This is a genomic window from Methylomonas sp. 2BW1-5-20, from assembly GCF_052474515.1.
Genome location: NZ_CP184127.1, coordinates 2,996,529 through 3,009,219 on the forward strand (window position 1 = coordinate 2,996,529; position 12,691 = coordinate 3,009,219).

The following is a 12,691-nucleotide window of genomic DNA, read 5'->3' on the forward strand; positions in this document are numbered from 1 at the left end:
GCATTATTCTCCGAAAAACTATCAAGACTTCTAGCAAACACGACTGTTTCAAAAAAACAACAGCCGTAAACCGATCACCATTCCATGAGCGACGACCTTTGCGGCCAACAAAGACCGTCAATTAGCCGAAAGGCGCACATTTAGATGTGGCTAGAATACTACTTTTTCACAACATACTCCAGCTAAAATACGCAAAAAACAACAAGCACTACTAAGCCTCACTTGAAAACCACATCCAACATATCTAAGACCACGCCGGAAAACCCTATTTAAAAACCTAATTTATATTTCCAAAACAATAACAAACACATAAAAATTACCCTTATACAGATCCAAAAGCCACCAACTTTTTCGCAAATTTGCCGTAAAGCAACATCGCTTTGCAAAACACCAACAAACAGTCTATCATTTAGCCTACTAATAGTTAGCTTCAAAAGCATATGAACGGACTTCAAACAACAATCAACAATCCGGAGCTGCTCAGACAACTGTCGGACAGCGAGCTTCAAGCCACTCTGCTTGAAGGCGTATCGCGTACTTTTGCACTAACTATTCCGCAACTGCCTGGCGAGCTTTATCCGGCCGTGGCGAACGCGTATCTACTGTGCCGTATTGTTGACACCATTGAGGACGAAATATCCCTTAGCCCCGCACAAAAAAAATATTTTTGCAGCGCGTTTATAGACATCGTCAAAACCGGCAATAACGCGGAAATATTTAGTGCTGAGTTAGCACCGTTACTGTCTGAACAAACCATTCCGGCCGAACACAGCCTGATTCACTTGGTACCACGCGTCATCGCGATAACCCGCTCGCTGGACGCTCCGCAAATCGAAGCACTGGCTTGTTGCGTGGAAACCATGGCTAACGGCATGCCCGTCTATCAAGCCCTGGATTTGCATGCCGGCTTGAAAACCATGAAAGACATGGACGACTATTGCTACTACGTAGCCGGTTGCGTCGGCGAGATGCTGGCGAAGTTGTTCTGCCATTATTCGCCGGAAATCGCCACGCATCGCGAAGAGCTATTAAAACTCTCGGTATCGTTCGGCCAAGGCCTGCAAATGACCAATATCCTGAAAGACATTTGGGATGACGCCAAACGCGGCGTGTGCTGGTTACCGCAAGACATTTTCACCGAAACCGGTTTCAATCTGGCCGAACTGACTCCCACCACCAACAACGAGCAGTTCCGACTCGGCCTGAGCCACTTGGTGACTATCGCCCATGGCCATCTGCAGAACGCATTGACCTACACTCAATTACTGCCTAGCCATGAGACCGGCATCCGCAATTTTTGTTTGTGGGCGCTGGGCATGGCCGTACTGACCTTGAAGAAAATCAAGGCAAACCTTAATTTCAACGAATCCAATCAGGTCAAAATCAGCCGCAACAGTGTCAAAGCCACCATTGTCGCCACCAAGCTGACGGTGCGCAGCAATATGCTGCTATCTCTGCTTTTTAACCTGACCAGCCGTAATTTGAAAACGCCGGATTGGCACTATTCACCTATATCGCACACTGGACAATAAGGAATCACTATGTTTACTGAAGCCCATATAGATACCAGCAGCCACGACACAAACAACTCCAGCAACAGCAAAACCGGCCTTGGTTTACTCAATGCAGCTATTGAACGCGCCCAAGCCAAATTATTGACCTTGCAAAGCCCCGAGGGTTACTGGGTATTCGAACTGGAAGCCGACTGCACCATACCGTCCGAATACATCATGATGATGCATTATCTGGACGATATTAACGAAGAACTGCAAGCCAAAATCGCCGTTTACCTGCGCAGCCGTCAAGCGGAAGACGGCAGTTATCCGCTATTTACCGGCGGCCCCGGCGACATCAGCGGCAGCGTCAAAGCTTATTACGCACTAAAAATGGCCGGCGACTCCATAGACGCGCCGCACATGGTCAAACTGCGGGAATGGATACTCAGTCAAGGCGGCGCCGCACGCGCCAACGTCTTCACTCGCATTGCGCTGGCGATTTTCGAACAATTGCCATGGCGCGGCGTACCTTATATCCCGGTGGAAATCATGCTGCTGCCCAGCTGGTTTCCGTTCCACCTAGACAAAGTGTCTTATTGGTCGCGCACGGTGATGGTACCGCTGTTCATCATGTGCACTTTAAAGGCCAAAGCTAAAAACCCGCATAAAGTCAATGTATTGGAATTGTTCGTGGTTCACCCGGACGAGGAAAAACATTATTTTCCGGAACGGACCCTGCTCAACAAATTTTTCCTGGGCTTGGATAAGTTTGGCCGCATCACCCAGCCATTGATTCCACAACGTGTGCGCGAGCATGCTATCCAAAAAGCCGTCAATTGGTTTACCGAGCGTTTGAACGGCGAAGACGGCCTCGGCGGAATTTTTCCAGCCATGGTCAATGCCTACCAAGCCATGCTGCTGCTGGGCTTCCCGGCCGATCACCCTAATGTCTTGATCGCTCGCCAGTCCATCGACAAACTATTGGTGATCAAGGATGACCACGCCTATTGCCAACCCTGCCTGTCCCCGGTTTGGGATACCGCACTGGCGGCGCTGGCGCTGCAAGAATCCGACAAAGCCGGCAATGCAGCCAGCTTGACTCATGCTTACGACTGGCTGAAAAGCGTACAATTGTCCGACGAACCTGGCGACTGGCGAGTACGCTGCCCCAACCTGGCCGGCGGCGGCTGGGCGTTTCAATTCGCCAATCCGCATTATCCCGATGTCGACGACACTGCGGTAGTGGGCTTTGCCATGGCCGATTCCAATCTGCCTGAACTAGACGAATCCATCCACAGAGCGACGCGCTGGATCGTCGGCATGCAATCGCAAAACGGCGGCTACGGCGCCTTCGATGTGGACAATACCTATTATTATTTGAACGAAATTCCATTCGCCGACCACGGCGCCCTGCTCGACCCTCCAACTGTAGACGTCAGCGCCCGCTGCGCGATGTTGATGGCCCGGGTTGCGAAAGATCACGACGAATATTTACCGGCGCTGCAACGCACTATCGACTACATCCGGGGTGATCAGGAAGCCGACGGCTCCTGGTTCGGCCGCTGGGGCACCAATTACATTTACGGCACCTGGTCTGCCTTGCTGGGCCTGGAACAAACCAATGTGCCGAAAACAGACCCAATGTACACCAAAGCAGCGGCCTGGCTGAAAAGCGTACAACGCGAAGACGGCGGCTGGGGCGAAGACAACCTGAGCTATCACGACGATAAAAAATTCCGTGGCCGCTACCATTTCAGCACCGCATTCCAAACCGCCTGGGCCGTGCTTGGTTTGATCGCCGCGGGCGAAGTTCATAGCCCCGAAGTCAAAGCCGGCATCGACTTCCTGCTGCGCAGTCAACAGGCGGATGGCGTTTGGAACGACCCCTGCTTTACTGCTCCAGGCTTTCCCAAGGTGTTTTATTTGAAATATCACGGCTATGACAAGTTCTTCCCATTGTGGGCTTTGGCCAGATACCGTAACGAATTAGCCAAGCAGTGACCATAGGAATTCTTGTTGCGCTACCGGAAGAGCTCTCCACCCTGACCAGCCGCAAACTGGCTCAGGGTGATTGTGTTAGCCTAGCCGACAATATTTTGTTGGCGTTTGCCGGAGCCGGCCCAGCCAATGCAGAACGAGCCACGCACTTATTAATTGCCAACGGCGCCAAAAAATTAATCAGCTGGGGTTGCGCGGCAGCCTTATCGCCACAGTTAAAGCCTGGCGACCTGATGTTGGCGGAGCAACTGTTATCGGAGCAACAGCGCGTGTTCGACACCGACCCCCGCTGGCGCAAGCATTTGCATCAGTTGTTGGATAAACAATTTCCGATTTCCAACGGAAAATTAGCGGAAAGCAGCCATATCGTCAGCAACAGTAGCGATAAACAACAAATTTACCGGCAAACCGGCGCAATTGCGTTGGACATGGAAAGCTGCGCTATGGCCAAAGTCGCCGAGCAATCGAACTTGCCTTGCCTAGCGATTCGCACGATTGCCGACCCGGTTGGCATGGATTTACCGCAAGCGGTGACGCAAGCCTTAAACAGCCAAGGCGAGGTAGAGCTCAGCAAACTATTGCGTTTTTTGCTAACCCACCCCTGGGAAGCGTCCGGTTTGATCAAACTAGGTTTGCACTTCCATGCCGCGCAAAAAACCCTGAAAACTATCGCTAAACAACTTAACGAAATCAGCGCTTTTTAGTACAGACCAGAGAATTATCGACGGGTTAGCAATCGGGATAGATAGCGCAACCCGGGAATAAACCAAGCATTTACGAGGTATTACATGTCTTTTAGCATTGCCGATCTTTTTACTCAGCATTTCGACGAGAAATTCGACCTGCATGAGCATTATCTAAACAACCAGATGGTACGAGTTTTACGCACTATCGGTTACGACAGAAATTATAAAAAAGCGATCGGCCAATATCTTTACGACGAAGACGGCAACGAATATCTGGATTTGCTGAGCGGTTTTGGCGTATTTGCGATGGGCCGCAACCATCCGACCATTATCAAGGCCCTGCAAGAAACCCTGACGCTGGAATTACCCAGTCTGGTACAGATGGACGTTTCCCTGCTGAGCGGCCTGCTGGCCAAGGAAATTCTCGCCACCTGCCCGGACAATCTGGAAAAGATGTTTTTCTGCAATTCCGGTACCGAAGCGGTGGAAGCAGCGATCAAATTCGCCCGCTACACCACCAAGCGTTCGCGCATCGTACATTGCGACCACGGCTATCACGGCTTGACCATGGGCTCGCTATCCTTGACCGGCGAACACATCTTCCGTGAAGGCTTCGGCCCGCTGCTGCCGGAATGTACCTCGGTGCCGTTCAACGATTTGGTTGCGCTGGAACAAGCCTTAAGCAACAAAGATGTAGCGGCATTCATCGTCGAGCCCATCCAAGGCAAAGGCGTCAACATTCCGGACGATAACTACCTGCCGGAAGTGGAGCGCTTGTGCAAAAAATACGGCACTTTATTTGTTGCCGACGAAATCCAGACCGGCATCGGCCGCACCGGCAAGTTTTGGGCTATCGAGCACTGGGGTGTAAAACCGGACATGATTCTGATGGCGAAAGCCTTGTCCGGCGGCTTCATACCTGTCGGCGGCGTAGCGATGACCACGCATATCATGGACACCGTGTTCAACCGTATGGATAGAGCCGTCGTGCATGGCTCGACCTTCTCGAAAAACAATATGGCGATGGCCGCCGGCCTGTCTGCATTGCATGTGGTTCACGAAGAAAAACTGGTCGAAAACAGCGCCAAAGTCGGGGAAGACATCATCGCCACCATCAATGCGATGACACCGAAATACGAGTTTCTGAAAGAAGCGCGCGGCAAGGGCTCAATGATTGCGATCGAATTCCAGTCGCCGAAAAGCTTGGGATTAAAAGCTGCCTGGGCCATGCTGGAGGCCGCCAACAAAGGCCTGTTCTGCCAGATGATCCTGATCCCGCTATTCAAGGAGCACCGCGTACTGGCGCAAGTGGCCGGTCACGGCATGAACGTGGTCAAATTTTTACCGCCGCTGACGCTGACGCAAAAAGATCGCGACTGGATTGTCAATTCCGTGGAAAAAACCATTGCCGATACACACAACGTTACCGGTTCGATCTGGACGCTGGGTAAAAACCTGGCCGGTCACGCTCTGAAAAACAAAAAATAAGGTGCCATACATGAATGTTTTCAAACCTGCTTTGTTCGCATTGGCGCTGATCGCCAGTAACACCGCTTTCGGCCACGCGGTCGTCACACATAATTCGTTAAAACTTAAACCGGTACCGGTCAATCTGGCCAGCGATGTGGAGCTATCGTTCAATTCCAAAGTGGAACTGGATTTATCGGAAGTATTCCTGGTCAGCGCCGGCGACAAAATGCAAACCATCACTGCTACGCCAGGTGAAAAACCCGGGCAAGTATTGTTGCACCTGCCTGCCCTGGAGCCGGGAGAATATGCGATCAAATTGAAGATATTTGCCGCGGACGGTCATCTCAGCGAAGACCTGTTACGTTTTTTCGTTAAACCAACCAAGTGATCCGCATGGAAGGCATTGCAAATTATTTAGACTCACTGATAGGCGGCGTCGATCTCACCTTCTATTCCATCACCATCGGCGGCTTGCTGTGGGGCCTGCTTGTGCTGCGCCCCTGGCACGAAGAAGCGCTATATAACTCCGCTCTGCTGACCAAAACCGTCAACCTGATTCATTTCGGCAGCAAAGCACTGGTAATTACCCAATTATCGAAAATCGGCCTGAAAATCTGGCTGATGGCCGTGACCTTGGGCAAATCGCCGTTTCCGGCGTTTTTCCAAACGGTGCAATTCCAGGCCGGTTTAGCGCGCGCCACCTGCGCATTTATTTTGGCGCTGTTCATCCGGCAAGCCTTGAAAAGCAATCCTCGCTCCAAACAGTTCTGGGTGCTGTCGACCGCGATTATCGTGCCGCTGGTCATTTCCGCAGCCTGGCTGGTGCATGGCGCCAGCCGCTTGGAAGATCGAGGCCTGTTGATGACGCTCACCGTCACTCACCAGATCGCCGCAGCCACTTGGGTGGGCGGTATTTTTCAAATCCTGGCTTTATGGGGTTTGAAAAAACGCAACGCAATAGCGGTTGAAGTTTGGCCTTTATTATTGAAACGTTTCTCGGCAGTCGGCATCGGCGCTGTCGTCGTATTACTGGTTACCGGCACGCCGCTAGCTTGGTACTACATCCGAACCTTCCAGGGCTTCATCGGCGCGGGTTACGGCAATCTGTTATTGGTAAAAATCATCATGTTGGGCTTGGCACTGGGCTTTGCCTGGTTAAATCGCCAAGCCGTCAATGCCTATTTTACCAGCCGCAGTCTGTATGCCCTTACCGCTCGGGTACCTTATTACATCGAAGCGGAAACCCTGATTCTGCTGACCATCCTGTTCACTGCCGCCAGCTTGGCCTCGCAACCGCCCGCAGTCGATATTCCGCACTTGACCGCCAGCTTCGAAGAAGTGCTGAACATGTTCCATCCGCGCTTGCCGCGCTGGGAATCGCCAACGCATGAAGCCTTGATCGCCGGTGAAGCCGGACGGGTAGCCATTGTCGGCCAGATTCCATCAGAAGCTGCTACCGCTTGGTCGGATTACAACCATAATATCTCGGGGATTTTCCTGGCGACAATGAGCTTCTTTGCCATGTTGTCGTTCTCCGGCCGCTTCCATAGTTGGGCGCGCTTCTGGCCGGTCGGGTTCATGGCATTGGGTGTATTCCTGTTCTTCCGCAGCGACGCGGAAAGCTGGCCGCTCGGCCCCATCGGCTTCTGGGAAAGTACATTCAATAACGGCGAAATCCTGCAACACCGGATCGCTACGTTATTGGTATTTGTGCTGGGTTTGATTGAAGTCAGAGCCCGTCTTAACAATAACAGCGGCTTCATGCCTTACATGTTTCCGTTGCTGGCGGCGTTCGGTGGCATGATGCTGTTGGCACATTCGCATGTCGGTTTCGAGGCTAAAACTGCCTTTTTGATTCAGGTCGGCCATACCATGATGGGTGTGTTTTCGCTAATCCTGGCCTGTGGCCGCTGGCTGGAACTTAAGCTAGATTCGCCCGGCAAAAACATTGCCGGATTTATTTCAGTATTCGCCTTATTCCAGATAGGCGTCATTCTGATGTTCTATCGTGAACCCCTGTACTGATTATGAAACAGACTAACGAATTTCCGTTACTTCAATCCATCCAAAGTCCGTCGGACGTACGCGCACTGAAACCGGAGCAACTCAAAGCCTTAGCGGACGAGTTACGCGCTTACCTGACCCACACCGTCAGTCTCTCCGGCGGGCATTTCTCCGCTGGCCTGGGTACGGTGGAACTGACGGTGGCGCTGCATTATGTGTTCGATACGCCATCCGATCAGTTGGTCTGGGATGTGGGGCATCAGGCCTATCCGCATAAGATTTTGACCGGCCGCAAGGACCGGATGCCGACCATTCGCACGTTAGGCGGGGTCTCGGCGTTTCCGTGCCGTTCGGAGAGCGAGTACGATGCGTTTGGGGTGGGTCATTCGTCGACGTCGATCAGTGCGGCGCTGGGAATGGCGATCGCTTCGCAGTTACGCGGCGAAGATAAGAAGATGGTGGCGATTATCGGCGACGGCTCGATTACCGGCGGCATGGCCTATGAGGCGATGAATCATGCCGGCGATGTCAATGCCAATCTGTTGGTGATTCTGAACGATAACGATATGTCGATTTCACCGCCGGTCGGGGCAATGAATAATTATCTGACCAAGGTGTTGTCGAGTAAGTTTTATTCGTCGGTGCGGGAAGAGAGCAAGAAGGCCTTGGCCAGTATGCCGTCGGTGTGGGAATTGGCCCGGAAGACGGAAGAACATGTGAAGGGCATGATTGTGCCGGGTACTTTGTTCGAGGAGTTGGGCTTTAATTATTTCGGCCCCATCGACGGTCATGATGTGGAGATGTTGGTATCCACGCTAGAGAAGCTGAAGGATTTGACCGGTCCGGTGTTTTTGCATGTGGTGACCAAGAAAGGCAAGGGCTATGCGCCGGCCGAGAAAGATCCCTTGGCTTATCACGGGGTGCCGGCCTTTGATCCGACGAAGGATTATTTGCCTAAAGCCGCGCCTTCGCCGCATCCGACCTACACGGAAGTGTTCGGTACTTGGTTGTGCGATATGGCCAAGCAGGATGAGCGTCTATTGGGGATTACGCCGGCGATGCGCGAAGGATCGGGCTTGGTGGCGTTTTCCCAGCAGTTTCCGAAGCGCTATTTCGATGTGGCGATTGCCGAGCAGCATGCGGTGACTTTGGCGGCCGGTCAGGCTTGTCAGGGCGCGAAGCCGGTAGTGGCAATTTATTCGACTTTTTTACAACGCGCTTACGATCAATTAATCCACGACGTAGCCTTGCAGAATCTGGATGTGCTGTTTGCATTGGATAGGGCGGGCTTGGTGGGACCGGACGGTCCGACCCATGCGGGGGCGTTCGATTATAGCTATATGCGTTGTATTCCGAACATGCTGATCATGGCGCCAGCCGACGAGAACGAGTGCCGGCAGATGCTAACCACCGGCTTCAAACACAACGGTCCGGCTTCGGTGCGCTATCCGCGCGGCAAGGGACCAGGGACCACGGTAGACAAGGCGTTGACTGCACTGGAGATTGGCAAGGGAGAAATCAAACATCAAGGTAGCCGGATTGCGATTCTGGCCTGGGGCAGCATGGTGGCGCCGTCTGTGGAAGCCGGCAAGCAACTGGGGGCTACGGTGGTAAATATGCGTTTTGTGAAACCGCTCGATGAAGCACTGGTTCTGGAAATGGCGAAAAGCCACGATGTGATCGTCACTGTCGAAGAGAACGTCATTGCCGGCGGTGCCGGCAGCGCGGTAAACGAGTTCTTGCAAGCGCAGAAAATCCTGATGCCGGTGTTGAATATCGGCCTGCCGGATCGGTTTGTCGAACAGGGTAGCCGCGAGGAGTTGCTGGCACTGTGCGGACTCGATGCCAAGGGCATCTTGGCGAAAATTGAAGCGGCTTGTGCTTAACCACTACAAAGCGTATTGCTCAATCGCAATACGCTTTGCGCTAAAACTCTTCGCCGGAATCTCCACAATTTATCGCCTCTGCGAAATAGCCAATTAAAACCCGGGCTTGTTCCACGATGTATAGCTCTCGCCATGTTTGGAGGAAATATCATGCTGCACATCCTTATCATCCCCGCCCTTACCGATAACTACATCTACCTGTTACACGAGCCAGTCAACGGCGAAACGGCAGCAGTCGATCCGGCGGAAGCCGGGCCGGTGCTGGATGCGCTGAAAAAAAACGGCTGGCGTCTGAATTACATCTTCAACACACATCACCACGGCGACCATGTCGGCGCCAATCTGCAACTCAAGCAGCAGACTGATTGCAAGATCGTCGGCTCGGCGGCAGACCGGGCACGCATTCCCGGGATCGATATTACGGTTAGCGACGGGGATGTTGTAAAACTCGGCAATCAGGCGTTTCGGGTCATCGATACGCCCGGCCACACCGTGGGACATATCGTTTATTACAACGCCGATAGCCAGACTTTGCTTTGTGGAGACACTTTGTTTTCGCTAGGCTGTGGCCGCTTATTCGAAGGCAGCGCGGAACAGATGTGGCATTCGTTGCAAAAACTGAAAACCTTGCCGGCCGAAACCCGCATCTACTGTGCGCACGAATATACCGCCGCTAATGGCCGTTTTGCGCTGACAGTTGACGCGGACAATCCGCAATTACGGCAACGGATTTCGGAAGTCGCCGAATTGCGGAGACAAAATCTCCCCACACTTCCCTCCACTATAGGCCAGGAATTGGCGAACAATCCTTTTTTCAGGGAAGACGATGCCAATATTCGCCGACATATTGATATGACGGAACAATCCGTCTTAGCTACGTTTGCCAAATTACGCCTTTTGAAAGACCAGTTTCAGTAACCCTAAATCAGGTATCTGTAATATTTAATTCTGCTAGACTGTTTTCCACATTTCGGCACGTTTCCCCGCCAACCTTTGGATACTCATGAATAACACGCCCTCGATCAGCATCGTGCTCCCCGCTAAAAACGAATCGAAAAATCTACCGAATTTTTTACCAATGTTGTGCTTGCTCTACCCTGATGCCGAAATACTGCTGATAAATGACGGCTCCACGGACGATACAGCAGCCATCGCTCGCGCCGCCGGCGTAACGGTGATTGACCATCCTTACAGTATGGGCAACGGCGCGGCCATCAAAACTGGCACCCGTAACGCGAAAAACGAGATTTTGGTGTTTATGGATGCCGATGGGCAGCATGATCCCGGCGATATCCCGGCCTTGCTCGCCAAACTAAACGACGGCTACGACATGGTAGTAGGCGCCCGAAACTCCGGTAGCCACGCCTCTTTATTCCGACGTGTGGCGAATAAGTTTTACAACAAGCTGGCATCGCTGATGACCGGCCACAAAATAGAGGATCTTACCTCCGGATTTCGTGCCACCAAGGCCAGCAAGTTCCGCAAATTTCTGTATCTGTTACCCAACGGTTTTTCTTATCCCACGACCAGCACGATGGCATTTTTTCGTTCCGGGTTTCCGGTCGCTTATGTACCGATTCACGCCGGTAAACGCAGCGGCAAAAGTCATATCAAACTAATGCATGACGGTCTTCGGTTCTTTATCATTATCTTGCGCATCGGTGTATTGTTTTCACCGATGCGTCTATTTCTGCCGATCAGTAGTGCGGTGTTCAGCTTGGGAGCAGGCTATTACGGCTACACCTATTTCACGGAGAACCGCTTTACCAATATGAGCGCGGTGCTGTTTTTGTCGTCTTTATTTATATTTCTAATTGGCATTGTGTCCGAACAGATTTCTTCGCTGCATTATAAAAACATCGAATAGCTCAGCACTTTAAGCAGCTGAAAATCACGAACTTGGCATTAGCCGTAACTTGTCGGCAATTGCCGAATAATTTCTTCAGGGCCAGATGATAGTTCAAATGGCGATTGCCGATTACCCTCAACTCGCCCCCCTTACGTAACACCTTGTGCGCCTGCTGGAACATCTGCCAGGCGATATGATCGCCTATCGTGTGCAGCTGGTGGAACGGCGGGTTACAGACTATGCAATCCGCGCTGTTCTCCGGATAATCACTTAAACAATCGACGACTAAATAATCCGCTTCCCGGCTATCGGCAAAAGCAGCCGCGAAATTTTCCCTAGCCGAGGCGATAGCCATAAACGATTCGTCAATAAAAACGATGCGCCCTTGGGAATTTTGCTTGGCAAGCATCACCCCGACAACGCCATTGCCGCATCCCAGATCGATAAAATCCCGATAAGTAGGATTCTGCGGCAGATGCTCCAATAAAAAGCGAGTGCCTATGTCCAGACTGTCGCGGGAAAAAACATTGGCATGATTGCAGATCGCAAGTTCGCTATTCTCCAGTTGATAGCGTGTGGGATAAGGATTTTCCGGCAACTGTAGATTTTGATCGACACTGGCAAAAATCAGTCTGGCTTTTTTAACCGCCAAGGATGGTTGCGTGGGCCCAATCAGACGCTCCAACAATTTCCAGGCACTTGGCGGCAAGGCCTTCACCATACCGGCGGCGATCACCTGACAATCGGCCTTTAACAACGGCTTAAGCCTGAGCAGCTGATACTCCAGCAAAGCTAGTGTTTTGGGGATTTTAATCAGCAGATAATCGATACCGGCTTCCGGTATCGACAAGCTATCCAACAAACGCACTTGCTCGCCAGCAATACCATTCAATGCCAAGTTGTTTCGCGTCGCCTGTTGCGATAGCCACGAATCGGAAATGGCTGTTGGCTGGTAAACGCTAAGCGAAACCGCCAACGCACCAAAGCTGTCGTTGAGTATCACGATATTGGCATGCGCCGAAATACCTGCGGCAGCCAAATGATTCAGAACATATTCGTCCGCTGCGTCCCAAGCCCGTAACAATTCGTTTTTGCGAAACGGCAGGCGCTTGAGTTGAAAACAACCTAGCGGACTACTTAATTCCAGATCCATATTGTGAGAAAAATAATTGTGCTAGAACAGGCGATACCAAGAAGTTGACGATGCAATGACAGCATTTTAAAGAATCGGATTAAACACTAGGCTAGCGACAATTTGTCACGCGGCAATATGCCACATTTTCAGAACTGTTTAGCTTCAGT

Annotated in this window: 10 protein-coding genes; 9 read left to right on the forward strand and 1 reads right to left on the reverse strand. The window is 51.8% G+C overall.

The features are described 5' to 3' along the window. The first annotated feature begins 440 nt into the window (after window positions 1-440). The 9 genes from ACH50O_RS13690 to ACH50O_RS13730 all read left to right on the forward strand — a co-directional run bounded on the left by ACH50O_RS13690 (window position 441) and on the right by ACH50O_RS13730 (window position 11,407). On the forward strand, window positions 441-1,532 hold the full coding sequence (locus ACH50O_RS13690) for a phytoene/squalene synthase family protein (protein WP_446808346.1): 1,092 nt from the start codon (window positions 441-443) through the stop codon (window positions 1,530-1,532). Between the two features lie 9 nt (window positions 1,533-1,541). Further along, entirely contained in the window at window positions 1,542-3,497 is a 1,956-nt protein-coding gene (gene shc, locus ACH50O_RS13695) for a squalene--hopene cyclase (RefSeq protein ID WP_446808347.1), read from the forward strand. Then, window positions 3,494-4,198, forward strand: coding sequence for a phosphorylase family protein (locus tag ACH50O_RS13700; protein ID WP_446808348.1), 705 nt, complete (start codon window positions 3,494-3,496; stop codon window positions 4,196-4,198). Before shc ends, ACH50O_RS13700 begins: the two co-directional genes overlap by 4 nt. Window positions 4,199-4,282: 84 nt before the next feature. Beyond that, a complete protein-coding gene (locus ACH50O_RS13705) occupies window positions 4,283-5,668 on the forward strand; it encodes an aspartate aminotransferase family protein (RefSeq protein ID WP_446808349.1) in 1,386 nt (461 codons plus the stop codon). 10 nt (window positions 5,669-5,678) lie between these two features. Beyond that, on the forward strand, window positions 5,679-6,038 hold the full coding sequence (locus ACH50O_RS13710) for a copper resistance CopC family protein (protein WP_446808350.1): 360 nt from the start codon (window positions 5,679-5,681) through the stop codon (window positions 6,036-6,038). Between the two features lie 5 nt (window positions 6,039-6,043). Continuing rightward, window positions 6,044-7,675 (forward strand): copper resistance D family protein, encoded by a 1,632-nt coding sequence (locus ACH50O_RS13715; protein WP_446808351.1) that lies wholly within the window; start codon window positions 6,044-6,046, stop codon window positions 7,673-7,675. Between the two features lie 2 nt (window positions 7,676-7,677). Next, entirely contained in the window at window positions 7,678-9,540 is a 1,863-nt protein-coding gene (gene dxs / locus ACH50O_RS13720) for a 1-deoxy-D-xylulose-5-phosphate synthase (protein ID WP_446808352.1), read from the forward strand. A 150-nt stretch (window positions 9,541-9,690) separates the two neighbouring features. Further along, window positions 9,691-10,458 carry a hydroxyacylglutathione hydrolase gene (gene gloB / locus ACH50O_RS13725; protein WP_446808353.1) on the forward strand — a complete coding sequence of 256 codons (768 nt, stop codon included), beginning with the start codon at window positions 9,691-9,693 and terminating at the stop codon, window positions 10,456-10,458. 85 nt (window positions 10,459-10,543) lie between these two features. Further along, window positions 10,544-11,407, forward strand: coding sequence for a glycosyltransferase family 2 protein (locus ACH50O_RS13730; RefSeq protein WP_446808354.1), 864 nt, complete (start codon window positions 10,544-10,546; stop codon window positions 11,405-11,407). 1 nt (window position 11,408) lies between these two features. Here ACH50O_RS13730 and ACH50O_RS13735 read toward each other — a convergent pair whose 3' ends face one another. Beyond that, window positions 11,409-12,542, reverse strand: a complete 1,134-nt coding sequence (locus ACH50O_RS13735; RefSeq protein WP_446808355.1) for a methyltransferase — start codon at window positions 12,540-12,542, stop codon at window positions 11,409-11,411. Between the last annotated feature and the right edge of the window lie 149 nt (window positions 12,543-12,691).

Excerpts from the sequence above, each read along its gene's own strand:
- ACH50O_RS13690 (WP_446808346.1), top strand. The coding sequence starts at position 441 with ATGAACGGACTTCAAACAACAATCAACAATCCGGAGCTGCTCAGACAA.
- ACH50O_RS13730 (WP_446808354.1), top strand. The coding sequence starts at position 10,544 with ATGAATAACACGCCCTCGATCAGCATCGTGCTCCCCGCTAAAAACGAA.
- ACH50O_RS13705 (WP_446808349.1), top strand. The coding sequence starts at position 4,283 with ATGTCTTTTAGCATTGCCGATCTTTTTACTCAGCATTTCGACGAGAAA.
- dxs (WP_446808352.1), top strand. The coding sequence starts at position 7,678 with ATGAAACAGACTAACGAATTTCCGTTACTTCAATCCATCCAAAGTCCG.
- shc (WP_446808347.1), top strand. The coding sequence starts at position 1,542 with ATGTTTACTGAAGCCCATATAGATACCAGCAGCCACGACACAAACAAC.
- ACH50O_RS13715 (WP_446808351.1), top strand. The coding sequence starts at position 6,044 with ATGGAAGGCATTGCAAATTATTTAGACTCACTGATAGGCGGCGTCGAT.
- gloB (WP_446808353.1), top strand. The coding sequence starts at position 9,691 with ATGCTGCACATCCTTATCATCCCCGCCCTTACCGATAACTACATCTAC.
- ACH50O_RS13735 (WP_446808355.1), bottom strand. The coding sequence starts at position 12,542 with ATGGATCTGGAATTAAGTAGTCCGCTAGGTTGTTTTCAACTCAAGCGC.
- ACH50O_RS13710 (WP_446808350.1), top strand. The coding sequence starts at position 5,679 with ATGAATGTTTTCAAACCTGCTTTGTTCGCATTGGCGCTGATCGCCAGT.